Source organism: Mesorhizobium sp. M0816, from assembly GCF_040320005.1.
In the GTDB taxonomy this organism is placed as follows: Bacteria; Pseudomonadota; Alphaproteobacteria; order Rhizobiales; family Rhizobiaceae; genus Mesorhizobium.
In genome coordinates this window covers 72974-97403 of record NZ_JAMYOT010000021.1, presented here as the reverse complement: position 1 = coordinate 97403, position 24430 = coordinate 72974, and the positions used below count along the sequence as shown (strand labels likewise).

Here is a 24430-nt window from a genome sequence, read left to right as displayed (position 1 = left end):
GTGAAAAGCCCGATTGCCTTATCACCATCGACAGTCCGGATTTCTCGCTGCGCGTCGCCAAGAAGGTGCGTGCCGCCGATCCGACTATCCCGATTATCCATTATGTCTGCCCGAGCGTGTGGGCTTGGCGGCCGGGCAGGGCGGCGGCGATGAAGCCATATGTCGATCACATTCTTTGCATCCTGCCGTTCGAGGTGAAGGAACTCGCTCGCCTGGGCGGGCCGCCCGGCACCTATGTCGGGCATCGTCTTGCACACGATCCGGGCATAATCAGTGCCGCCAGGGCGCAGGCGCAGCCGCGTGACCTGTCCGCAGATCACGTCAAAACGTTGCTTGTACTGCCTGGTTCGCGTCGTGGTGAGGTGCGGCGCATGGTCGGGCCGTTCGGCGAGACGGTGTCGATCCTGCGGGCGCGCGGGCACCGCTTGCGCCTGCTGTTGCCGACGGTGCCGCACGTCGCCGATCTGGTCAGAACCTCGGTCGCGAGCTGGGACGAGAAGCCGGAGATCATACTCGATGCCGAACGCAAATGGCAGGCCTTCGGCAAGGCCGATGCGGCGCTGATCGCATCGGGGACAGTATCGCTGGAACTGGCACTGGCGAGTGTGCCGATGATCTCCTGCTACCGGCTCGATCCGGTCATGCGCATGGCGCAGCCGCTGATCAAAGTATGGAGCGCAGCCTTGCCCAATCTCATTGCCGACCGGCCGGTTGTGCCGGAACACTACAATCAATATGTGCGGCCGCATTATCTGGCGCGGCAGTTGGAAGCGCTGTTCTCCGATACCGCCTACCGCACCTGGCAGAAGGACGGTTTTGCCGAAATCGCCAGGCGTATGGCAACCGACGAGCCGTCAGGCGAGATAGCCGCGGGTGTGGTGATGGGGATGGTGAGGAAGTGAGTGAATTGTGAATAGTGAATTGTGAATAGTGGTTTCTATGGACAGGGAGCGACGCTTCGCTACTCCCATTCACCATTCACCATTCACCATTCACCATTCACCATTCACCATTCACCATTCACCACCTTCACCGCTTCGCGATTGGCACGTAGTCCCGTTCCGGCGCGCCGGTATAGAGCTGGCGCGGGCGACCGATCTTCTGGTGCGGGTCCTCGATCATCTCCTTCCACTGCGCGATCCAGCCGACGGTGCGGGCGACCGCGAACAGCACGGTGAACATGGTGGTGGGAAAGCCCAGCGCCTTCAGCGTGATGCCGGAATAGAAATCGACGTTCGGATAGAGCTTCTTCTCGATGAAATAGGAATCGGTCAGTGCGATCCTTTCCAGCTCCATGGCGATGTCGAGCAGTGGATCGTCCTTGATGCCGAGCTCGCCCAGGACCTCGTGCGCGGTCTTCTGCATGATCTTGGCGCGCGGATCGTAATTCTTGTAAACGCGGTGGCCAAATCCCATCAATCGGAACGGATCGTTCTTATCCTTGGCGCGCGCAATGAATTCCGGGATGTGATCGACATGACCGATCTCGCCCAGCATGTTCAGGGCTGCCTCGTTGGCGCCGCCATGTGCGGGACCCCACAGGCAGGCGATGCCGGCAGCGATACAGGCAAAAGGATTGGCGCCCGACGAGCCGGCCAGGCGGACGGTCGAAGTCGAGGCGTTCTGTTCGTGATCGGCGTGCAGGATGAAGATGCGCTCCATCGCGCGGGCCAGCACCGGATTGATCTTGTATTCCTCGCAAGGCACGGCGAAGCACATATGCAGGAAATTGGCTGCGAAATTCAGCTCGTTCTTCGGGTAAATGAATGGCTGGCCGATGTGGTATTTATAGGCCATCGCCGCGATCGTCGGCATCTTGGCGATCAGCCGCATTGACGCGACCATGCGTTGATAGGGGTCCGAGATATCGGTGGAATCGTGATAGAAGGCCGACAGCGCGCCGACCACGCCGCACATCACCGCCATCGGATGCGCATCACGGCGGAAGCCGGTGAAAAAGCGCGACATCTGCTCATGCACCATGGTGTGGCGCGTCACCCGGTAGTCGAAATCGTCCTTCTGCGCCTTGGTCGGGAGTTCACCATAGAGCAAGAGATAGCAGACTTCGAGGAAGTCGCCGTGCTCGGCCAATTGGTCGATCGGGTAGCCGCGGTGCAAAAGAATGCCGGCATCGCCATCGATGAAGGTGATTTCCGATTCGCAGCTCGCCGTCGACGTAAAACCGGGATCGTAGGTAAAGACGCCGGCGGTGTTGTAGAGCGAACCGATGTCGATGACGTCAGGTCCTACCGAACCACTTCGTATCTTGAATTCATGGATTTTGCCGCCGAGTTCCAGTTTGGCCGTCGATGCCTGGGTTTTGCCGCCAAATTCCATTTTTGTCGCAGGTTCGGTCATAGCAAACTCCTTTTTGTTTCCTCAGGCCGGCAAAGGCAAAATATCTGAACCCAACACGTCAAAAACATCGGAATACGCACATTTGCGCCCGCAATTAAATCTGCGCGGCAGATTAGGCCAAGACCCAATGTTGCACTGCGAAACACACCTTTCAATGCCAATCTTCTTGGGCCAGTTTGCTAATCGATTTGATCAGCGATCCGCGCCAGGCTTTCCTCGCGGCCAAGCACGGCCAGCACATCGAAGACACCTGGCGAGGTACTTTTGCCGGTGAGCGCGGCGCGCAAAGGTTGGGCCACGGCGCCGAGTTTATGGCTGGCGGCCTGCGCATAGTCGCGGATCGCGGCTTCGGCTGAGGCGGCAGACCACTCCGAAACCGTGGCTAGTGCCGCATGAGCGCCCCGCAGGATCGCGCGCGCCTCACCGCTGAGCAGCGCCGCCGCCTTCTCGTCGACCGGCAGCGGCCGCTCGACGAAAAGGAATGCAGCCCCTTCAACAAGTTCGACCAGCGTCTTGGCGCGCTCCTTCAGGCCCGGCAAAGCGGCAAGCAGTTGCGCCCTGCGTCTGTCGTCGAGGCGCGCCGCGATTGCCGGGCCGCCTTCAAGATAGGGCAGAGTGGCGATGAAGATGTCGAGCAGCGCCGCGTCGTTCATCCGGCGCATATGCACGCCGTTAAGCGCCTCGAGCTTGGCGAAGTCGAAACGGGCGGCGCCCTTGTTGACGTCGCCAATGTCGAACCATGCAATCATGTCGGCGATCGACATGATCTCATCGTCGCCGTGGCTCCAGCCAAGCCTCGCCAGATAGTTGAGCAGCGCCTCCGGCAGGTAGCCCATGGCGCGATAGGCTTCGACGCCAAGCGCACCGTGCCGCTTCGACAGCTTGGCGCCGTCGGCACCGTGGATCAGCGGGATATGCGACATCGACGGCACCTCCCAGCCCATGGCCTGATAGATTACGGTCTGGCGTGCGGCGTTGGTCAAATGATCGTCGCCGCGGATGATGTGGGTGATGCCCATGTCGTGATCGTCGACGACGACGGCATGCATGTAGGTGGGATTGCCGTCCGAGCGCAGAATAATGAAATCGTCGAGATCCTTGTTGGGAAAGCGCACGTCGCCCTGGACGCGGTCATGCACCACCGTCTCGCCGTCTGTCGGCGCCTTGATGCGGATCGCCCCCTTGGCGCCGGGCGGCGCCTCCGACGGGTCGCGGTCGCGCCAGCGTCCATCATAGCGGGGAGGCAGCCCCTTGGCCCGTGCGCTCTCGCGCATTGCCTCTAGCTCGGCAGGCGTCGCATAACAATAATAGGCCTTGCCCATACGAACGAGTTCCTCGGCCACCTCGCGATGGCGCGGCGCACGCTCGAACTGCGACACCGGCTCGCCGTCCCATGTCAGGCCAAGCCAGGAAAGCCCGTCGAGAATGGCCGCGCTTGCCGCATCGGTGGAGCGCTCGCGGTCGGTGTCCTCGATGCGCAGCAGCATCGTGCCGCCTGTGTGCTTGGCATACAGCCAGTTGAACAGCGCCGTGCGCGCGCCGCCAATGTGCAGATAGCCGGTGGGCGAGGGGGCAAAACGGGTGACGACCTTATCGGGCATGGAACTCTCAGGCGGGCGAAGGAAGTGGGTTTGCGGACTTTCGCGCGTTGCGCGTTCATGTAGCATAGGAGGTCGAGGGCGCAAGGGGCAGACCCGATGGCTGTGCGAGGCCGTGGTGCGGGCGAGGGCGAGGACGTTGGCAGCGGCGTCAGCGAACGCTTGCTGTTTGCCGCACCCCCGCCTGTCCTGCCGGCACCGGCATTGCTACCCGCTCCGCGCTTCGATGCTCCGTCGCTGCCGGCCAGCGACCCAGCAACGGTTCTCGTGCCCGCGGGCGAGCCCATCGTACGCCTGCCTAGGCGTTTCCGCCTCCCGTCACCGTCCCGTATCCGCAACAGCGTAACCTCGGCAGCCGGCCTGGAACTCGACCGCGGCATCGCCTTCCTGCTGGTGCCGGTGTTCCTCGCATGCGGGGTGGTCGTATATTTCGGGCTGTCGGTGGAGCCGGCCTTTCCACAGCCGATCGCAATCGCGCTCCTCGCGGCCCTTTGTGCCGTCGTCTCGCGGTCATGGCCCAGGACGCGCCTGTGCTTCATGGTGGCGCTGCTCTGCGCGCTTGGCGTACTTGCCGCCAAGTTCGAGACATGGCGTGTCGGAACGCATATGCTCGGCTCCGAAATCTCGACGCGGCTGACGGGTCGCGTCGTATCGTACGAGCCCATGGCGAGCGGCCGCATCAGGCTGACAATCGATGTGATCTCAACGGCCAGGCCGACACTGCGCTACATGCCGGAACGGGTCCGCGTTTCGGCGATGAAGATACCGGCTGAGCTGACCGCCGGTTCCGAGATCACCGGCTATGTGCGGCTGCTGCCGCCGACCGGCCCGGTGCGGCCCGACAGCTATGATTTCTCCTTCGACAGCTATTTCGCCGGTATCGGCGGCAGCGGCTTTTTTCTCGGCAATCCGAAAGTCGTGTCGTCGGGCAGCATGCCGCTTGCCGCGCAGCTTTCTTCCGCGATCGAAGACGCGCGCGAATCGATCGCCGACCATATCCGCAGCCGCATCGGCGGTGCCGAGGGCGAGATTGCTGCTGCGCTGATCGTCGGCGTGCGCGCCGGCATTCCCGAGGAGATCAACGAAGCGATGCGGCGCACCGGCATCTACCACATCATCTCCATCTCGGGGCTGCATATGGCGTTGGTCGCCGGCACCATCATGGCGCTGCTGCGGGGTGCCTTTGCGCTGTTTCCCGATTTCTCATCGCGACGGCCGGTCAAGAAATATGCCGCGGCCGCCGCGCTTTTTTCGATTGCGGCCTACCTCGTCTTTTCCGGCATTGTCGTTGCGGCCGAACGCAGCTTCATCATGCTGGCGGTGATGCTTATCGCCGTGCTGTTCGACCGGGCCGCGCTCACCATGCGCAACCTGGCGATCTCGGCCATCGCGGTCATCCTGGTGTCGCCGCACGAGGTGGTCGGTCCGAGTTTCCAGATGTCCTTCGCCGCGACGGCGGCCCTTGTCGGCGCCTATGCAGGCTGGTCCGATTACCGCGCCGGCAGGGCCACCACGCCGCCACCGCGGCGGTCGCCGCTACGCTTTGCCACTCGAAAGGTCCTGTTGGGCATGTGCGGTCTGGCGATGACCTCGATCATTGCAGGGAGCGCCACGGCGCTTTTCGCCATATGGCATTTCCAGCGCGTGGCGCCGCTCAGCCTGTTCGCCAATCTGGCCATCATGCCCATCGTCTCACTGGTCGTCATGCCCTTCGCCGTTCTCAGCGCGCTGGCGATGCCGTTCGGTGCGGATGGCCCTTTCCTCTATGTCATGGGCAAGGGGCTGACGGCGATGATCGCCCTGTCCGGGTGGATCTCGGAGCGCTCGCCGATCGATGCGGTCGGGCTGATTTCGCTGAGATCCGTCCTTCTGGTGACGATCGCCCTCGTCATTGCCAGCATGGCGACGACCTGGTTGCGGCTGGCGGCACTTCCTTTTGCGCTCGCCGGCTTGCTGACGACAACGCAGACACGCATACCCGACGTATTGGTCTCGGAGGACGCGCGGCTGGTCGCGCTGCCGATCGGCAGCGGTGAACTCGCGGTCAACCGGGCACGCCCGAATGAGTTCACCATCGACAACTGGAAACGCGCGCTCACATCAGAGGCCATCGTCGCGCCGGAAACGCCTGGAAAGAACGACCCGCAATTCGACATTGCCGATCCGGCCGACCTACCGCCGGGCATGCCGTTCATTTGCACGGACGGCCTCTGCCTTGCCAGGCATCCATCCGGCGCGATCATCGCGCAAGCCAAGGACCGCGATACTGCGCGGCCAGCCTGCGCCTTTGCCAGCTTGATCGTCATCGACGACGCCACCGCCCATAACCCCTGCTACTACGACCGGCTGGTCCTCGTCGTCACCAAACGGCAACTGGCGCGCGCGGGAAGTGCCGCCGTCTATTTCGATCCACAAGCGGCAACACGCGCCGAGATCCGCTTCGCCGTCGAAAAATCATACCGGCCCTGGCACGTGCAGCGGAAATTTTCACGCGCGGCACGGGGCCTGCCGCCATACCGCAGGGCCGACAACCCCAAAGCCGGCGCCAAGGGCGGAGCTCAGTAGCGGCGGATCAGTCCGACGAGCTTGCCCTGCACCTTGACCCTGTCTGGTCCGAAGATGCGCGTCTCGTAGGCCGGATTGGCGGCTTCCAGGGCGATCGAGGCGCCCTTGCGGCGGAACCGCTTCAGCGTCGCTTCCTCCTCGTCGACCAGTGCCACCACGATCTCACCGGGGCTCGCCGTATCGGCATTGCGGATGATCACCGTGTCGCCGTCGAAAATGCCAGCCTCGATCATCGAATCGCCTTTGACCTCGAGCGCATAATGCTCGCCGCCCATGATCATATCCGGCGGCACCGAAATCGAATGCGTCTGGTGCTGGATGGCATCGATCGGCACACCGGCCGCGATGCGGCCCATTACCGGGATCGAAACGGCGGCGACGACATCGTCGTCATTGCCGGCTGCAGGGACACGCGACGATGTCGGCTTGCCCTGCCGAGGGGCGCCTTGCCCAAGGCTGCCCTGGATGACACTCGGCGAGAACTTGCGTGCCGCATTGAGGCCGGGGGCGATCGAGTCAGGCAGGCGTAGCACCTCCAGCGCACGGGCCCGGTTGGGCAAACGGCGAATGAAGCCGCGCTCCTCCAGCGCCGTAATCAGCCGGTGGATTCCGGATTTGGAAGCCAGATCGAGCGCTTCCTTCATCTCGTCGAATGAAGGCGGGATACCGCTTTCCTTCAACCTTTCGTGGATGAACATAAGCAGTTCGTGTTGTTTGCGTGTCAGCATAGCGACCCCCAACAGAATCAGAAAAACAAACCCAGAACAAACACTATCTGTTCCAGTTGTGTTCCGCAACTGTTTAAAGTTTAATGAATGCGTTAAGGCTCGGGAAACAAACGACGTCCCCTACCGGCGTACCGCATTTTCACCGCCGCGAGCCTCATCGCCTTGATTCTGCTTTCGTTTGCGCCCTTCTGGCCTCCTAGAAGGCGGCACTGGCATCGGCCGTCGGTCGGCAAAAGGCACGGAATTGAACCCGTATCGACTGTGCGGTTTGGTCAATGCACCGTGAACGAAACGAATTCAAAACGCCAACCTCGGGTTAAGTCCCGGTTTCCACCGCCTGGTCAGGCTGCTTCTCGCCGGTGGAGCCTTGCTGCGCGCAACCAGGTAATGGAAGAACAGTCGATGCGTGTCCGGCGTTGCGTTGGATCTTGGGGGAGCAGACAAATCATGACAGGAATTCCCGATCTCGTGGCCATAAAGGCGATGGATGCCGCGGATCCGTTGCGCGCGATGCGCGACCGCTTTGTGTTGCCGCAAGGAGTGATCTATCTCGACGGCAATTCGCTAGGAGCTGCTTCACGTGCCGCTTTCGATGAACTGCACAAGGCCGCGACCGAAGAATGGTCGCATGATCTCATCCGCGCATGGAACACGGCCGGCTGGTTCAACATGCCGCTTGAACTTGGCGACCAGCTCGGGCGCCTGATCGGTGCCGCGGCCGGCCAGACGGTGGTCTGCGACACGACATCGGTCAACATCTACAAGCTGCTGCACGCCGCCATGGCCATGCGACCGGAGCGGCAGGTCATCGTCGCCGAGGGCGATAGTTTTCCGACGGACCTCTACATGGCCGAGGGTGTGGTTTCGACGCGAAAAGATACGCTGCTGCGCCTCTCGGGGGTCGACGCGCCGACCATCGAAGAGCTGATCGACGAACGCACCGCCGTGGTGCTGGTCAACCACGTCAACTATAAGTCGGGCGAACTGCGCGACATGCCGGCGCTGACGCGCAGGGCTCAGGAAGCCGGGGCGATGATCGTCTGGGATCTCTGCCACACCGCCGGCGCGATGCCAGTCGAACTCGACAAGGCAAACGCCGATTTTGCCGTTGGCTGCACCTACAAATATCTGAATGGCGGCCCGGGCGCGCCTGCCTTCATCTATGCGGCTGAGCGGCATCTTTCCGACATCCAGCAGCCGCTCACCGGCTGGTGGGGCCATGCACGGCCCTTCGCCTTCGAGCCAGGCTATGCGGCCGGCACCGGCATCCGCCGGTTTCTGTGCGGCACGCAGCCGGTCCTGTCGATGCGCACGCTGAAGGGCGCGCTCGACATCTGGAACGATGTCGACATGACGGCGGTGCGCAAGAAGAGCATCGCACTGGCGGATCTGTTCATCGAGCTTGTCGAGGCAAAGTGCGGCACTTACGGGCTCACGCTCGAAAGCACGCGCGATGGGGAAAAACGCGGCAGCCAGATTTCATTCATGCATGAGCATGGCTACCAGGTCATGCGCGCGCTGATCGAACGTGGCGTGATCGGCGATTTTCGCGCGCCATCGACCATGCGCTTCGGCTTCACCCCGCTCTATGTCGGCTATGCCGATGTCTGGCAGGCCGTCGAAGTGCTTGAGGACATCCTGCGCACCGGTGCGTGGAAGGAAGCGCGCTTCGCCATCAAGGCGGCTGTCACTTGAGATTGATGCGAGAGCTGGAATCGTGAGGCTGGCGACGACGCGCCGCGCGATGCTCACGGCTACGTTGCAAGGCTATATTGCCAGGGAGGGCGCAGGGTGTTCGAACGTCACATTGCCGATTGGGACAACGCCTATGCCAACGGCGCCAACATAGCCGGCAGCGATCGCTGGCCGGCGGCCTGGATCGAGCCCGCGCGGGTTTTCCGCGACGTGCTTTCGACCGAGGGCAGGGCGCGGCTCGACATGGCCTATGGCGACAACCCACGCAACCGGCTCGATCTTTTCCTGCCGGCCATCAAGCCCAAGGGACTCGTGGTGTTCGTTCATGGCGGCTACTGGATGGCATTCGACAAGAGTTTCTGGTCGCATCTTGCCACTGGCCCTGTTGATCGCGGCTATGCGGTGGCGATGCCGTCCTACACGCTCTGTCCGCAGATACGCATTGGCGGCATCGTCAAGGAAGTCGGCGCGGCGATCGGCAAGGCGGCGGCGATGGTTCCAGGGCCGCTGATGCTGACCGGACACTCGGCCGGCGGCCATCTTGTTAGCCGGATGGTTACGGCGACGACGCCGCTGGCGCCCGAAGTGGTCCGGCGCGTTCGTCACGTGGTGTCGATCTCGGGGGTGCACGATTTGCGCCCGATCATGCGCACCGGCATGAACGAGACGCTGGCGATCGATGAGGCCGAGGCGCAGGCCGAAAGTCCGGTGCTGCTGCGCCCGATGGACAAGGCCCGCCTGACCTGCTGGGCCGGCGGCGGCGAGCGCGCCGAATTCCTGCGTCAGAGCGCGTTGCTGGCCAACATCTGGATCGGCCTGGGTACCGCGACCAGCTCGGTGGTCGAGCCTGACCGGCATCATTTCAACATCATCGACGGTTTGGCCGATCCAGACCATCCGCTGACCCGGACCTTGATTTCGGAGTGAGGCAGGTTCAGCGTAGCATCAGTACGTCGCAGGGGGAGCCCGCCGCCGCGGCAGGAGCGAACGGCGCGCGAACGATCAGCCCGTTGGCATCGGCCAGCATTTTCAGCATCGAGGAGTCCTGGATGCCGAACGGCGTCGCCACGAGCGTACCGGTGTCATCTATGACAACAGCCCGCACATAATCTTGCCTGAGATCGTTGGCCGGCATGGCAGCACCGAGCCGTGCCCGACGTATATCCTGCTGAAAGGCGCGGCCACCGAGCCGCGCCAGCAGCGGCTTCAGGAAGAGCTGAGTGCAGACCAGGCTTGCCACCGGATTGCCGGGCAGGCCGATGCAGCGAATGTCTCCCAGCCGCCCGAACATCAGTGGCTTGCCCGGCCGCATGGCGATCTTCCAGAAATCGAGCGTCATGCCTTGCCCGGTCAGCACGTCATGGACGAAGTCGTGGTCACCGACCGAGGCACCGCCCAGCGTGACGATGACGTTCGCGCCAGCCTTCACGGCCTTTTCAACCAGCGCAGCGATCGCCTCCCTGCGGTCCGGCGCGATGCCAAGGTCGAGCGCGCGCGCACCGACCGACTGTGCGGCAGCGGCGACACCATAGGCGTTGGAGGAGATGATCTGGTCGGGGCCAACATCGCTGCCCGGCGGCAGCAATTCGTCGCCGGTGGCGATGATGGCGACCAGCGGCCGTTTGACCACGCGCACCTCGGGGTGATTGGCCGATGCCGCCAGCGACAAGGCCGCCGGGTCGAGCAGGCGGCCTTTGGGCAGCAGGACATCGCTCTTGGCGAAATCGAGCCCGAGGCGGCGGATGTTGCGCCCCTGCACCGTCGGTTCCGTCACTTCGACGCTGCCGCCACCGAGATCGCGGACGTTCTCCTGGATGACGATAGTGTCGGCGCCTTCGGGAAGCGGCGCGCCGGTAAAGATGCGCACGGCCTGCCGCTGCTGCACCGTTCCGGCAAAGCCGCGTCCGGCCGGCGCCATGCCGACCACCGAAAGCCTTGCCGGTACGGACGCGATATCGGCCGCCCGCACGGCATAGCCGTCCATGGCGGAGGCGTTGAACGGCGGCTGGGTGCGGAGCGCCACAACCGGCTCCACCAGCACGCGGTCGGCGGCATCCAGCAGTGCGACGCGTTCGCCCGGCAGCGCTGCTGCGCCGTCCAGCAGGCGCTCGAGCGCCTCGGCAACTGGGACCAGCGCCATTATCGGCCTGCCTCGGTGGCCCCGTCTCCGGTGATCTTGTAGTCGCCGGATTTGCCGCCGGTCTTTTCAACCAGCCTGATGCCGGAGATGACCATGGCGCGGTCGACCGCCTTGGCCATGTCGTAGATGGTCAGGCAAGCGACCGAGACGGCACTCAGAGCCTCCATCTCAACGCCGGTCTTGCCGGTGACGCGGGTCAATGCTGTCACCTTCAGGCCGGGCAGCGCGGCGTCCGCCTCGATATCGACAGATATCCTGGTCAGCAGCAGCGGATGGCAAAGCGGGATCAGTTCATGCGTCTTCTTGGCCGCCATGATGCCGGCAATGCGCGCTGTGCCCAGCACGTCGCCCTTCTTGGCGTCGCCGGCGAGGATCATGTCCAGCGTCTCGGGCCGCATCGCGACAAAACCTTCTGCGACTGCCGTGCGCACCGTCTCAGCCTTGTCGCCGACATCGACCATGTTGGCTTCGCCCTGCGCGCCAAGATGAGTGAGGGCGGCCGCCATCCTCAAACGGCCTCTGCCGGCGCCTTGCCCGTCAACAGCAGGCGCGTTGCCGCGGCCACGTCCTGCTGGCGCATCAGGCTCTCGCCGACCAGGAAAGTCGCAATGCCGCTCTGCTCCAGCCGGCGGCAATCGTCGTGCGAAAAGATACCGCTCTCGCTGACCAGATGGCGGTCGGCCTGCACCATCGCTACCAGCCGCTCCGAGGTCTGTAGGCTGGTTTCGAAGGTCCGGAGATTGCGGTTGTTGATTCCGATCAGCCGCGACGACAGCTGCAGCGCGCGTTCCATTTCAGCCTCGTCATGCACTTCGACCAGCGCGTCCATGCCGAGCCCGAACGCTGTCGCTTCGAGTTCTCTTGCCAACGCGTCGTCGACGCTGGCCATGATGATCAGGATGGCATCGGCGCCCCATGCCCTGGCCTCGTAGACCTGATAGGGGTCGAACAGGAAATCCTTGCGCAATGCAGGCAGCTCGACGACAGCGCGCGCAGTGGTGAGGAATTCGGGCGCGCCTTGGAAGGAGGGTGCGTCGGTCAGCACCGAAAGGCAGGCGGCACCGCCCTTCGCATAGGCCCTGGCCAGCGTCGGCGGATCGAAATCGGCGCGGATCAGGCCTTTGGATGGGCTAGCCTTCTTGATTTCGGCAATCAGCGCGAACCTGCCGGATTTGCGCTTTGCTTCAAGGGCGGAAAGAAAGCCGCGCGGCGCGTCGGCATCCGTCGCCCGTGCCTTGATCTCGGCCAATGACACGCGCGCCTTGGCCGCCGCGATCTCGTCGCGCTTGTAAGCCTCGATCTTGCGCAGGATGTCGGACATGGTTTTAACCGTTCGAAATCTCGATCAGCCTGTCGAGCACTTTCAGCGAGCGGCCGCTGTCGATGGCCTGCGCCGCCGTTACCATGCCGTCGGCGAGGGTCGTCGCTTTGCCGGCCACCACCAGCCCGGCGCCGGCATTCATCAGCACCGTATCGCGAAAGGCGCCGGCTGCGCCGGCCAGCATGTCGCGCAGTGCCTGGGCGTTGTGGGCGGCGTCGCCGCCGCGCAACTCGTCCTTGGTGTGACGCGTCAGCCCGACTGCTTCCGGGGTCAGCGTAAAGCTGCGGATCTCGCCGCCGGCCAGTTCGGCGACAAGTGTCTCGCCGGTGGTGGTGATCTCGTCATAGCCGTCGCCATGGACGATCCAGGCATGGTCGGCACCAAGTTCCTTCAACGTTTCTGCCACCGGCATGATCCATTCGGGCAGGAACACGCCGACCATCTGCCGTCTGACACTCGCCGGATTGGAAAGCGGGCCCAGCAGGTTGAAGATGGTGCGGGTTCCGAGCTCGACCCGGGTCGGGCCGACATGCTTCATCGCCGGGTGATGCGCCGGCGCGAACATGAAGCCAACGCCGGCCTCGTGGATGCAGCGGCCGATCGTCTCCGGAGGGATGTCGATCTTGACGCCCAATGCGATCAGCACATCGGCGGCGCCGGTCAGCGAGGACAGTCCGCGATTGCCGTGCTTGGCGACGGGCACGCCGCTGCCGGCGATGACGAAAGCGGATGCGGTCGAAATGTTAACGCTGTGCGAATTGTCGCCGCCGGTGCCGACAATGTCGATGGCGCCCTCGGGGGCTTCGACACGCAGCATCTTGGCGCGCATGGTGGCAACGGCGCCGGCGATCTCGCTGACGGTCTCACCGCGCACGCGCAATGCCATCAAGAAGCCGCCGATCTGGCCGGGGGTAGCATCGCCGGACATGATGATGTCGAAGGCCTCGCGCGCCTCCTCGAAGGAAAGAGCGCTGCCGGCGGCGACCTTGGCGATGTGGATCTTCAGCGCGCTCATCTGGCCAGGGCTTGGGTTACGGCCGTCTGATCGATGCGGACGTCATATTGCGTCTGCAACTGCGCCACCAACTGGTCGAGCAGGTCGTCGGACATGCCGGAGGTGAAGGACTTCTGTGCGTCCTCGGGTACTGAGCTGGCATCGGCCCCGGCAGGCTCGAACACCTCGGCAACCTTGAACAGGATCTGTCCGTCGCCCGTAGGCGAGGGGATCAGCCCGGTGCCGCCTTCGCCGACGCCGAACATCGCGGCGGCGCCTTCCTTGCCGAAATCGACGTCGTCCGCATCGCGCTTGACGCCGCGCTTGGTCTGCTTTTCGAGTTTGAGCTCACCGGCGATCACCTCGAGCGTGGCGCCAGCCTTGAGACGCTTCTCGAGCTCCTGTGCTTTTGCGGTGAGCCGTTTGGTGGTCTCCGCCGCGGTCCAATCGGCCACGACCTTCTGGCGGACTTCGTCCAATGTGCGGTCGCGGGCAGGCGTGATCGCGCTCACGTCGTAGAAGACGAAGCCGTTATCGGCGGTGGTGAGGCCTTCATTGTCGGTTCCGGGTTCGGATTCGAACACCGCCTTGATGAGTGCCGGCGATTCCGGCAGGTCTTTGACGATGCTTCCATCCGGCCGTTGGCCGGTGCGATCGATGGCATCGATGGTGACGACCTTCAGCTTCAATTTGGCGGCTGCCTCGGCGAGCGAACTGCCCGAGGCGCGCGTATCCTCGTAATTGTCGTGCACGTCCAGCAAGATGCGGCTTGCCTCGCCCAGTGCCAGGTCCTTGCGGATCTGCTCGGATACTTCGGCCAGCGGCTTCACCACTTCCGGCTTGATCTCGGTGACGCGCAGCAGAACGGGACCAAATGCGCCTTGTACGACCGGGCTGACCTCATTGACATTGAGCTTGAAGGCAGCGTCGGCGACCGCCTTGTCGGCGATCTTGTCCTTGGCCAGCGTGCCGAGCAGCGTGTCGGCCGGCGTCTTGCCTTCGGCAGCGACGATCTTGTCGAAGGTCGCGCCGGTCCTGAGCGAATCGAGCGCCGCCTTTGCGGCATCAGGTGTCTTGAACACAAGCTGCTCGATGGTGCGCATCTCCGGCGTGGTGTAGCGCGCCTTGTTCTTATTGTAGTCGTCGCTGACCTGTTGGTCGGTCACCGCGCTCAAATCCATGATGTCTTCCGGTTCGAGCCTGACATAGAAGAACTTGCGGTATTCGGGCGCAGCGTAGGTTTTCTTGTTTTCCTCGAAATAGGCCGAAAGCGCGCTGTCGGACGGCGCTTCTATCGGCTCGACAAGCGATTTCGGCAAGGTCAGGTAGTCGATGGTGCGATCTTCGCCGCGATAGAGCGCGACCGCCTTGAAGAATGTATCCGGGGCCTTGAGGCCGTCCGAAACCGCCTCGACGATCTGCTGGCGGACCGCGACCTGGGCGCGGTTCTTCAAATAGTCTTCCGGCCGCATGCCGATCTGCCGAAGCAGGTACTCGAAGGTTCTCCTGTCGAAGCTTCCGGCAGGCCCTTTGAACGCCGGGTCTTCACGCGTCAGTTCGGCGAGCCGGTCCTTTGACAGGCCGAGTCCGAGCTTGCGGGCCTGCTCGTCGAGGACAGCGCCCGACACGAGTTGCGCCAGCACCTGGTTGTCGATGCCGAGCGCCGTCGCTTGCTCACGGCTGATGCGCTGGCCGAATTGCTGCGACATGACGCTGAGCTGGCGATCGTAGGCGAGGCGGTATTCGTTGATCGAGACCTTGGTGCCTCCGGCCGTGATCACGGCATCATGGCCGGCAAGACCGCCCATCAGCCGCCCCGAGATGCCCCAGACGGCGAAGCTCAACACCAACAATGACAGCAGCAGTTTAGCGACCCAGGTCCCCGCCGCGCTTCTCAACATACCAAGCATGAGTACTTCCGATTTTTGCGCATTTCGCATGCGCCGAGTCTGAAACAAGCGCAATAGCGCCCTTCCTGCCCACTGTCGATTGCTTTGTGGCCTGATTTTGATAGTGAGGGCCAGCTGGAAATTGCCCGGAGAAACAAATCCCATGACGCCTGGAATCCGCCCGCTCGTCGCCGGCAACTGGAAAATGAACGGCACCAGCGCCTCGCTCAACGAGCTCAGGATGATCGGCAACGGCTTCATGAGTGGGCTCGACGCCGAGACCGAAGCGGTGGTCTGCGTGCCGGCGACCTTGCTTGCGCACGCCGCCGAGATTCTGTCGCGCACGCCGGTGCGGGCCGGCGGAGAGGATTGCCACACCGAGGAAAGCGGCGCCTATACCGGCTGCATTTCGGCCGAGATGCTGAAGGATGCAGGTGCCAGCCATGTCATCGTCGGCCATTCCGAATGCCGCGCCGATCGCAAGGAGGACGATGCCTTGGTCCAGGCCAAGGCCTCCGCCGCATGGCGCGCCGGGCTGGTGGCCATCATCTGCATTGGTGAGACAAGAGCCGAACGAGAAGCAGGAGCCACGCTCGACGTGCTGTCGCGCCAGGTCGCTGGCTCGGTCCCGCCAAACGCCACGGCTTCCAACACCGTCATTGCCTATGAGCCAATATGGGCGATTGGGACCGGCTTGACCCCGACCGCCGCCGACGTCGCCGAGGCACATGCGCATATCCGCGAAGAACTGGCACGGAAGCTCGGCAATACGGCGGCCAAGATGCGCATTCTCTACGGCGGCTCGGTCAAGCCGTCCAACGCCGTCGAGTTGCTCGGCGTCAGGAATGTCGATGGCGCGCTGGTCGGCGGCGCCAGCCTAAAGGCGGCGGACTTCCTCGGCATCGCGGAAGCCTATCGAAACATCGCTTGATACAAGGGCTGCTTGCTGCATTTGAGCGGACGGCCGGCGCCGAAATCGTTGCAAAGGACGCATTGCTTCCCATATTCCGGCCACGGGCTTGGAAATGCCGTCAAAGCATTGTATTGAGCCGCCTCCAAATCAGCGGCCGCACAAGGCCTTGCCAGGGTAAATTATGGAAACCGTACTGATCGTCGTCCACCTCATGGTCGTGCTCGCGCTTGTCGGCGTGGTGCTGCTGCAGCGCTCCGAAGGCGGCGGCCTCGGCATCGGCGGCGGATCGGGCTTCATGACCGCGCGTGGCGCCGCCAATGCGCTGACGCGGGCGACGGCGATCCTGGCTGCCGCTTTCTTCGTCACTTCGCTGACACTGTCGATCGTTGCGCGCTATGGCGAGAAGCCGATCGACATTCTCGATCGCGTGCCGGCGACCTCGGACGGAGCAGGCAAGGGCGTACTCAACCAATTGCCTGGAACCACGACGCCGACGCCGCCTTCGGGCACCACGGCGCCGACCCCGCCGTCCGGCAATGGCGCGGCAACGACGCCGCCGGCAACCGCTCCGGCGACGCCGCCAGCGACAAACGGCGCCACCGCGCCGGCCACGCCGCAGGTCCCCAACCAGTAATAGGGCAACTTATGCCGCGATCTGTTGTCGTTTGAACACAGTCGCGGCAAATGCCGCACGATCACGAAGATTCGACTGCGCCTCACGCTTGAGGCGCTTCCGGCTAATCGATTATAGGTTGCACGCGGCATTCTCGGCGTCCTTGGGGGGCGCCGGGCGACGCCGTGGGCAACAAGCATTGAACGATCGGATCTTCCCCATGCAGCTTCGCAGCTTCATTTTTGCCGGCCTTTGTGCCGTGCTCAGCCTAGGTGCGCCCGCTTACGCGGCCATGCCGACGGCAAACTCGGCCCACAAAGCCGCAACAACAACCGACGTCGTCAAGGTCGCTGCCAAAAGCGATGCAGCGCAATTGAAGCTTCTCAAGAAGAAGAAAGATCCGACGCCGGACGACCTTGCGCAGATCCGCAAGATCGAAGCCAAGATCGCAGCCGACAAGGAAGCCGCTCGCGCCAAGGCACTCGAAGCCAGGAAGCTAGCGATGCGCGAGGCGGCGAAAGCCAAAGCCGATGCGGAACGGCAGGCGTTCCTTGCCAAGAAGAGCCAGCCGCTCGCAACGGCCAAGGTGGCTGACGCCACGCCGGCCAAGAAGAAGACCGTCAACATCATCGAACCGATTACGCCCATTGCGCCGATCCAGTCGGCCGAGCCGATCCCGGCCGAGGCCATGAACGTTGCGCTGACCGGCAACAATGGCGAGTTGCGCAGCGAACCGGTCGGGCAGAAGCCGCAGAGCGTCGGGCTGTTCGCGGGACTGTTCGGCGGCACATCCACTTCGTCGATGTCGCTGCTTCCGGAAACACGCGCGCTCGACGCCGCGCTCGAAAGGAAGCAGGCCAAGCGGCAGTTCAAGGTCAAGGCGGAATTCGTGCCGCAGGAGGTCGAATTCACCGGCTACAACCCCGGCACCATCGTCATCGATACCAGCGCCCGTCGTCTCTACCTCGTCGAATCATCGTCAACCGCCCGCCGTTATGCCATCGCGGTCGGCCGGGAAGGCCTGCAGTTCAAGGGTACGGTTGCCGTCGGCGACAAGCAGGAATGGCCGCGCTGGATTCCGACGCTGGATATGCAAAAGCGCGAACCCAAGCACTATGGCCAGTACAAGGACGGCATGCCCGGCGGCGGCGACAATCCGCTCGGTGCGCGCGCCATCTATCTTTACGACGGCAAGAAGGATACCCACCTGCGCATTCACGGCACCATCGCGCCGCAGTCAATCGGAACCAGCGCCTCCAATGGCTGCTTCCGTATGATCAACGAGCACGTCATGGACCTTTACCGCCGGGTGAAAGTAGGCACCAAAGTCGTCATCATCTGACGCTTTGACAGATCGTGCCAAAAGGGCCGGCCTCGCCGGCCCTTTTGTTTTGATACGCCAACGACCAGAGCGCCTTCTTGGGAAAAAGCCTTCGCGGCGGTTTTTTTCTCTGGCGGAATCAATTCGGCCGCGTTAAGCGATGACTCCCATGGCGCGATATGTATTCATCACAGGCGGCGTGGTTTCCTCACTTGGAAAAGGTATTGCTGCAGCGGCCCTTGGGGCTCTCTTGCAGGCGCGGGGCTATCGCGCACGCATCAAAAAGCTCGATCCCTATCTCAATGTCGATCCCGGCACGATGTCGCCCTATCAGCACGGCGAAGTCTTCGTGACCGATGACGGGGCCGAGACCGATCTCGATCTTGGCCATTATGAGCGCTTCACCGGCCGCTCGGCCAACCAGCAAGACAACATCACCACCGGCCGGATCTATAAGAACATCATCGAGCGCGAGCGGCGCGGCGACTATCTCGGCGCTACCGTGCAGGTCATTCCGCACGTCACCGACGAGATCAAGAATTTCGTCCTCAACGGCAATGACGACTACGATTTCGTGCTGTGCGAGATCGGCGGCACCGTCGGCGACATCGAAGCGATGCCGTTCCTGGAGGCGATCCGCCAGCTCGGCAACGACCTGCCGCGCAACAACGCCGTCTACGTCCACCTGACCTTGATGCCTTACATTCCGACGGCAGGCGAACTGAAGACCAAGCCGACGCAGCATTCGGTCAAGGAGTTGCGCGGCATCGGCATTGCACCCGACATACTGCTGGTCCGCGCCGATCGGCCGATCCCCAAGGAAGAGCGCAGAAAGCTGTCGCTGTTCTGCAATGTCCGCGAAAGCGCCGTCATCCAGGCGCTCGACGTCCCGCATATCTACGACGTGCCGATGGCCTATCACAATGAAGGGCTGGATTCGGAAGTGCTGGCGGCCTTCGGCATCGATCCGGCGCCGAAGCCGCGCATGGAACGGTGGCAAGCGGTGTCCAACCGCATCCACAATCCGGAAGGCGAAGTGACCATTGCCGTCGTCGGCAAATATACCGGCCTCAAGGACGCCTACAAATCGCTGATCGAGGCGCTGTCGCATGGTGGCCTCGCCAACCGGGTCAAGGTCAAGCTCGACTGGATCGAAAGCGAGATATTCGAGAAGGAAGACCCGGCGCCGTGGCTGGAGAAGGTCCATGGCATTCTCGTCCCCGGCGGTTTTGGCGAGCGCGGCTCGGAGGGCAAGATCCTGGCGGCGAAGTTCGCGCGCGAGCGCAAGGTGCCGTATTTCGGCATCTGCTTCGGCATGCAGATGGCCTGCATCGAGGCGGCGCGTTCGCTGGCCGGCGTCGAGCGCGCATCATCGACCGAGTTCGGTCCAACCGAGGAGCCGGTCGTCGGCTTGATGACCGAATGGCTGAAGGGCAACATGCTGGAAAAGCGCAGGGAAACCGGCGACCTTGGTGGTACCATGCGGCTCGGTGCCTACCAGGCCGACCTCGCCAAGGGATCGAAGATCGCCGAGATCTATGGCGATACCCAGATTTCCGAACGCCATCGCCACCGGTACGAGGTCAATGTCGACTACAAGGAGCGGCTCGAGGATTGCGGCCTGGTGTTTGCCGGCATGTCGCCGGACGGCGTGCTACCGGAAACGGTCGAATATCCCGACCACCCCTGGTTCATCGGCGTGCAGTACCATCCCGAGTTGAAAAGCCGGCCGCTCGATCCGCACCCGCTGTTTGCCAGCTTCATCGAGGCGGCGGTAGAGCAGTCGCGGCTGGTCTAGACTAGCCGCCCATGCAAACTTACGTCGCGCTGCTCTACAGCATTGTCCTGGGCGAGGGGCGGCGGGTCGTCATGTCCGATCTGAAGGCGATGGCCGAAGGCCTGGGTCTGAATAACCCGCGCACGCTGGTAGCGACCGGCAATCTGGTCTTCGAGGCGCAAGAAACAGAACTTGCGGCGTTGGAGCAGCGGCTGGAGGCGGCGTTCGCAAAGACTTTCGGCCGCCACGTCGACATCATCGTGCGCCGCGCCGACGGCTGGCTGAAGCTGGCGGCCGGCAATCCGTTCCCAGCCGAATCGGCTGAGGCCGCGGACCAGGTGGCGGTGCGCGTGATGCGGGCGCCCGTTTCCCCTGATGCGGTCTCTGCGCTGCGGGCCTATATCGGCAGGAATGAAAAGCTGCAGGCGGTGGGCGGCGACATCTGGATCGTCTTTTCGCGCGAGACGCCGAGTTCGCGGCTGCTTGCGGCGGTGAGCCACAAACGTCTCGGCATCGGCACCTCGCGCAACTGGAATACAGTGCGCCGCCTGGCCAAGATGGTCGCAGAATAGACGGGGCGGCTCGCGCCGCCCCGAGTCTGTTCAGGCCTTGGCTATCCTTGCTCCGGCACCGAGTGCCATCGTGCGCAGCACGTAGTAGATGACGCCGGCAATTGCCACGCCGAAGAACCAGCCATAGACGCCCCACCATGACGGCAGCAGGCTGGTGAAGTTGGGCAGGATCGAGGAGAAGACCGCGCCGATACCGGCGGCGATGAAGGCATTGACATGCCAGCCGCCCTGAAAGCGGAATTCGCCATTCTCCCTGTAGAGCGCCTCGACGTCGACCTCGCCCTTCCGGATCAGGTAATAGTCGACCATCATCACGCCGAAGATAGGCCCCATCGTCGCGCCAATGATGTTGACGAAGGAGGCGGCACTGCCTTCCCAGGGCGCGAATGGATAGAGCACCAGCGCGATCAGCGCCGCGATGTAGCCGCCCTTCTTGAAGTCGATCTGGCGCGGAAAGACATTGGAGAAGTCGAAGGCCGGCGACACGAAGTTCGCCACCACATTGATGCCGAGCGTCGCCACCGCAAAGGTCAGGGCTGCGAGCGCCGCCAGGAACCAGCTGTCGAATTTCGCCGAAATCTGGTCGGGATGCAGCAGCACCTCGCCATAGACGTCGAAGGCGGCGATCGTGGTGACGCCGGCGACCAGCGAGAACAGGATAAGATTGACCGGCAGGCCCCAGATGTTGCCCTTGCGCAGCGATGCCTTGTCCGGGGCGTAGCGCGCGAAATCGCAGAAGTTGAGATAGAGCGCGGAGAAATAGGTCACCCAGATCGCGGCCACCGCAAACAGCGAGGTCCAGGAGCCCGGCGTGCCCGGCACGCCCGCGTCCTTTGTCTTTTCCAGCAGCACATCCATCGGGATGTCGCTGGTGAACGCGAAGGTGCCTGCCTTGATGCAAAGATAGATCGCCAGGATCAGCATCATCACCCACACCGCCGGTCCGGCCCAATCCTGGAAGCGGCGCACCGTTTCCATGCCTTTCTGGATGATCAGGAGCTGCAGCGCCCAGATGATGACGAAGCAGATCACCTCGAGCCCGGAGTGGCCGAGGAAATGGGTGCTCTGGTTGAAGTCGGCGAACCATTGCGAGCGGATCAGCAGGGCTACGATCGCCCCGGAGGCCGCCGCCGTCTGCGCGCCGTACCAGAAGCAGGCGACGATGGCGCGCACCAGCGCCGGTATGTTGGCGCCCCAGATGCCGAAGGAGGCACGCGCCAGGACCGGGTAGGGCACCCCGGTCTTCACGCCGGCATAGCCGACCATGTTCATCAACGCATAGATGATCAGCGAACCGATACCGATGGCGATGATGAAGTTGACGAAGCCGCCGCAGAACAGGAACAGGCTGGCAGCGAGATAGTAGCCCCACAGGCTGTGGACGTCCGACGTCCAGACGTTGAAGATCGAGAACGGTCCCCAGTTTCGAACCTTCGCCGGAGCGAGATCCTCATTGTACAGGTCCGGTGATGCGCCTTGTATTGTCATTGCTATGTCCTCCCCTTGCAACCGCACGCGCCTCCACGCATGGCACGCAGGTTAAGCCTGACGCAGGGGAACCGGCAAGCAGACGATTTGCCGGCTTTGGGCTTAAAGTCATTCAATGAGAAACGCGCTTATCGGCGTGGCGTCGTTGAGCTTGTAGCGCCGACGATTCGTGGGGTGACACCGATCGCTCGACCTAAGCTCCCGAGTCCACCTTGTGCGTGATCAGGGCGGCAAGCTTTTTGGGCGCTTGTGCGCGATAACTCTCATCGAGCCATGACTTCAGTTGTCCGATCGGTGGCAGTTCGTCCGGTGCTGGTTCGAATGTCACCCATCCGCTCTTGCCAAGGCCGTACTCCGTCGGCGACGCATAGTGGAGCTTTCTCGCCTCGTCGCCGCTGTAGGGGAGTTTGAGGGAGATGCTGAACGGTTCGCCCTCCAGGCTCAAATAAGCAAAGGTCTTGCCTTTCACCGCGAGATCGTCGTGACCAGGCCACGGACTCTTTGTCTCTGCGCCTGGATAGGTGAGGCCGAAGGCGCGCAGTTCCTTGAGAACGGCATCGGTCGAAGCCCGCGATTTCCTACTCATCAACTCTCCTCCATCGCTGTCAGCGGCTTACGGTCCGGCTTCGAGAAAAGCCCGGGCAAAACCGGGCTGCACGGCTTCTATCGTTCCATCGGGCAACTTCAAAAGCCGGTCGATTGCGATGCCGTAGAGCCGCAATCGGCCCTCGAGCAGCCGCGCTGCTTCGTCGATATTACCCTGTTCGGCCTGTAGCAGGGCGCGGTGCATCACGTCCCGAAAGGTCAGCCGGAGTTGCAGGAACATCTCGGCAAAAGCTTGCGGGTCGGGCACGTCGAGAATGCCTTCCTCGCTTCCCTTCCTGAGCAGATTTGTGATTATCGGCTCGGCCAGTTCCCTGGCCGCCTGGTCGACCCGATGGAAGAGGGCAAGGTTCTCGGGCCGGAACACGACGAAGAACGTTTTTCGCAATTGCGGGGCAAGCTCGACGTTCAGCCGTCGCGAGCCGGCAAAGAGTGCATTGAGCCGGCCAATCCCATCGAGTGACGGGTCGTCGAGGAGGGGTTGCAGCTCGGCAAGGCTGTCACGTGCGAGACGTCTGGCGAGCGCCTCCAGCAGGGCCTCCTTCGACGCGAAGTAGTGATAGAACGCACCCTTCGACAAGCCGGCCTCGCGGATGATGTCGTTCACCGTCGTATTGTCGTAGCCATGCTCGAAGAAAAGCCGCTGGGCACAGTCGAGGAGCTCGGCGGATCGTATCTCCGGCGGCTTTATCACTCGGGGCAAAATCAACCTCGCAAAGTACAGGGGGCAAGAGGAGCACGAACCGTTTCTTTATGCAACTTTTATAGACCGACGGTCGGTCTAATGCTATGTGTGCCACCGCTCCGACGTTCGCATTCGATGGTGGAAGGAGAGCTTCTTGCGACGGATACGTTGGACTGTCGGCATCGTTCTTGTCGCGGCGACTGCTGCTTTCGGCGCTTGGTATGTGTGGCAGCCGGCCAAGGTTTCGGTCGTGACGCCACAACGCGGCGACGCGGCGGAGATCGTTTACGCGAGTGGCTCGGTCGAGCCGCGAACCTGGGCCAAGGTGACTCCCGTTGTCCGCGAGAGGATCGTCGAGCAGTGTAATTGCGAGGGGTCGAGGGTTGCACAAGGCGATGTGCTCGCCAAGCTCGACGACAGCGAGGCCCGGGCCGTGCTTGGCGAGATCGAAGCGCGTCAAGCACTTGCCCAGGAAGAGCTCCGGAGGCTGACCGTGCTTGCCGAAAGGCGTGCGGCAAGCCAGCAGGCGCTCGATCGCGCGCAAAGCGAGCTTGGCCAGATCGAAGCGCTGGTTGCCGGACAGAAAGCGCGGCTCGACACCTACGTCTTACGAGCGCCGAGCGCCGGCGTCGTGCTCAGGCAGGACGGCGAGGTGGGTGAGATCGCCGAACTCGGCGCCGTGTTGTTCTGGGTCGGCGAGCCGAAGCCGCTCCTGGTGGTCGCCGAGGTCAACGAGGAGGACATTCCACGGGTCGAGATCGGCCAGCGCGCGCTGCTTAAATCCGATGCGTTCCCTCGGCAGAATCTGGAAGCGGTGGTCGACAGCATCACGCCCAAGGGCGATCCGGTGACGAAGACCTACCGCGTTCGTTTCCGCCTGCCGGACGACACGCCACTTCGGATCGGCATGTCGACCGACGTGAACATCGTCATCCGCGTCTCGAAAAGCGCGCTGCTGATCCCGTCCGTCGCGATCGAAGGGAACAATGTGTTCATGGTCGAAGGCGGCAAGGCCGGGCGCCGTGAAATCCGCACGGGCATTCGCGGCACCAATGGCGTCGAGGTACGGTCAGGCATCGACGAGAAGGCCAGCGTCATCTCGCCCTATCCCGCTGACCTCGGCGACGGTGCGCGCGTGAGCATCGCCGCCGCGCAGGAGAGATAGGCAAC

Annotated in this window: 21 protein-coding genes; 10 read left to right on the top strand and 11 right to left on the bottom strand. The window is 63.0% G+C overall.

Annotated features, from left to right (window positions below):
• Positions 1 to 902: lipid-A-disaccharide synthase (locus tag NKI17_RS26845; RefSeq protein ID WP_352907025.1), on the top strand; the 902-nt coding region annotated here is incomplete at its 5' end.
• Between the two features lie 127 nt (positions 903 to 1029).
• Here NKI17_RS26845 and gltA read toward each other — a convergent pair.
• Positions 1030 to 2358 carry a citrate synthase gene (gltA, locus tag NKI17_RS26840; protein WP_352568691.1) on the bottom strand — a complete coding sequence of 443 codons (1329 nt, stop codon included), beginning with the start codon at positions 2356 to 2358 and terminating at the stop codon, positions 1030 to 1032.
• Positions 2359 to 2537: 179 nt separating this feature from the next.
• Positions 2538 to 3959 carry a glutamate--tRNA ligase gene (gltX, locus tag NKI17_RS26835; protein ID WP_352568690.1) on the bottom strand — a complete coding sequence of 474 codons (1422 nt, stop codon included), beginning with the start codon at positions 3957 to 3959 and terminating at the stop codon, positions 2538 to 2540.
• Positions 3960 to 4055: 96 nt separating this feature from the next.
• On the opposite strand from gltX, the gene NKI17_RS26830 reads away from it, so the two are divergent.
• Complete coding sequence (locus NKI17_RS26830) at positions 4056 to 6521, top strand: ComEC/Rec2 family competence protein (RefSeq protein WP_352568689.1); 2466 nt, start codon at positions 4056 to 4058, stop codon at positions 6519 to 6521.
• Here NKI17_RS26830 and lexA read toward each other — a convergent pair.
• A complete protein-coding gene (lexA, locus tag NKI17_RS26825; RefSeq protein ID WP_023674949.1) occupies positions 6515 to 7249 on the bottom strand; it encodes a transcriptional repressor LexA in 735 nt (244 codons plus the stop codon). The two genes, NKI17_RS26830 and lexA, sit on opposite strands and share 7 nt — an antisense overlap.
• A 447-nt stretch (positions 7250 to 7696) precedes the next feature.
• Between lexA and kynU the strand changes: the two genes are divergently transcribed.
• Together kynU and NKI17_RS26815 are read left to right on the top strand one after the other, a co-directional pair.
• Positions 7697 to 8944, top strand: coding sequence for a kynureninase (gene kynU, locus NKI17_RS26820; protein WP_352568688.1), 1248 nt, complete (start codon positions 7697 to 7699; stop codon positions 8942 to 8944).
• Positions 8945 to 9040: 96 nt separating this feature from the next.
• Complete coding sequence (locus tag NKI17_RS26815; RefSeq protein WP_352568687.1) at positions 9041 to 9871, top strand: hormone-sensitive lipase; 831 nt, start codon at positions 9041 to 9043, stop codon at positions 9869 to 9871.
• A 7-nt stretch (positions 9872 to 9878) separates the two neighbouring features.
• On the opposite strand, the gene NKI17_RS26810 is transcribed toward NKI17_RS26815, so the two are convergent.
• From NKI17_RS26810 to NKI17_RS26790, 5 genes are read right to left on the bottom strand one after another with little or no spacing between them, the layout of a single operon-like run.
• Positions 9879 to 11084 (bottom strand): molybdopterin molybdotransferase MoeA, encoded by a 1206-nt coding sequence (locus NKI17_RS26810; RefSeq protein WP_352568686.1) that lies wholly within the window; start codon positions 11082 to 11084, stop codon positions 9879 to 9881.
• Positions 11084 to 11590 carry a cyclic pyranopterin monophosphate synthase MoaC gene (moaC, locus tag NKI17_RS26805; protein ID WP_352448833.1) on the bottom strand — a complete coding sequence of 169 codons (507 nt, stop codon included), beginning with the start codon at positions 11588 to 11590 and terminating at the stop codon, positions 11084 to 11086. The genes NKI17_RS26810 and moaC overlap by 1 nt, the downstream gene beginning before the upstream one ends.
• Before the next feature lie 2 nt (positions 11591 to 11592).
• Entirely contained in the window at positions 11593 to 12405 is an 813-nt protein-coding gene (gene trpC, locus NKI17_RS26800) for an indole-3-glycerol phosphate synthase TrpC (RefSeq protein ID WP_352646136.1), read from the bottom strand.
• Between the two features lie 4 nt (positions 12406 to 12409).
• Positions 12410 to 13420: an anthranilate phosphoribosyltransferase gene (gene trpD / locus NKI17_RS26795; protein WP_352646134.1), complete on the bottom strand. Its 1011-nt coding sequence runs from the start codon at positions 13418 to 13420 to the stop codon at positions 12410 to 12412.
• Positions 13417 to 15309 (bottom strand): SurA N-terminal domain-containing protein, encoded by a 1893-nt coding sequence (locus NKI17_RS26790; RefSeq protein WP_352754760.1) that lies wholly within the window; start codon positions 15307 to 15309, stop codon positions 13417 to 13419. Before NKI17_RS26790 ends, trpD begins: the two co-directional genes overlap by 4 nt.
• A gap of 142 nt (positions 15310 to 15451) precedes the next feature.
• On the opposite strand from NKI17_RS26790, the gene tpiA reads away from it, so the two are divergent.
• The 5 genes from tpiA (at position 15452) to NKI17_RS26765 (ending at position 20484) form a co-directional block, all read left to right on the top strand.
• Positions 15452 to 16219: a triose-phosphate isomerase gene (gene tpiA / locus NKI17_RS26785; protein WP_023674957.1), complete on the top strand. Its 768-nt coding sequence runs from the start codon at positions 15452 to 15454 to the stop codon at positions 16217 to 16219.
• Between the two features lie 163 nt (positions 16220 to 16382).
• Positions 16383 to 16835 (top strand): preprotein translocase subunit SecG, encoded by a 453-nt coding sequence (gene secG / locus NKI17_RS26780; RefSeq protein WP_254817294.1) that lies wholly within the window; start codon positions 16383 to 16385, stop codon positions 16833 to 16835.
• 199 nt (positions 16836 to 17034) lie between these two features.
• Positions 17035 to 18156, top strand: coding sequence for a L,D-transpeptidase (locus tag NKI17_RS26775; protein ID WP_023674959.1), 1122 nt, complete (start codon positions 17035 to 17037; stop codon positions 18154 to 18156).
• 148 nt (positions 18157 to 18304) lie between these two features.
• Positions 18305 to 19933, top strand: coding sequence for a CTP synthase (pyrG, locus tag NKI17_RS26770; protein WP_023674960.1), 1629 nt, complete (start codon positions 18305 to 18307; stop codon positions 19931 to 19933).
• Between the two features lie 11 nt (positions 19934 to 19944).
• Entirely contained in the window at positions 19945 to 20484 is a 540-nt protein-coding gene (locus NKI17_RS26765; protein WP_352907024.1) for a DUF1697 domain-containing protein, read from the top strand.
• A 30-nt stretch (positions 20485 to 20514) separates the two neighbouring features.
• On the opposite strand, the gene NKI17_RS26760 is transcribed toward NKI17_RS26765, so the two are convergent.
• The 3 genes from NKI17_RS26760 to NKI17_RS26750 all read right to left on the bottom strand — a co-directional run bounded on the left by NKI17_RS26760 (position 20515) and on the right by NKI17_RS26750 (position 23269).
• A complete protein-coding gene (locus NKI17_RS26760) occupies positions 20515 to 21972 on the bottom strand; it encodes an NCS1 family nucleobase:cation symporter-1 (protein WP_352907023.1) in 1458 nt (485 codons plus the stop codon).
• 193 nt (positions 21973 to 22165) lie between these two features.
• Entirely contained in the window at positions 22166 to 22558 is a 393-nt protein-coding gene (locus tag NKI17_RS26755; RefSeq protein ID WP_352907022.1) for an MmcQ/YjbR family DNA-binding protein, read from the bottom strand.
• Positions 22559 to 22585: 27 nt separating this feature from the next.
• On the bottom strand, positions 22586 to 23269 hold the full coding sequence (locus tag NKI17_RS26750; protein WP_502894622.1) for a TetR/AcrR family transcriptional regulator: 684 nt from the start codon (positions 23267 to 23269) through the stop codon (positions 22586 to 22588).
• Between the two features lie 145 nt (positions 23270 to 23414).
• On the opposite strand from NKI17_RS26750, the gene NKI17_RS26745 reads away from it, so the two are divergent.
• Complete coding sequence (locus tag NKI17_RS26745; RefSeq protein WP_502894621.1) at positions 23415 to 24425, top strand: efflux RND transporter periplasmic adaptor subunit; 1011 nt, start codon at positions 23415 to 23417, stop codon at positions 24423 to 24425.
• The last annotated feature ends 5 nt before the right edge of the window (positions 24426 to 24430 follow it).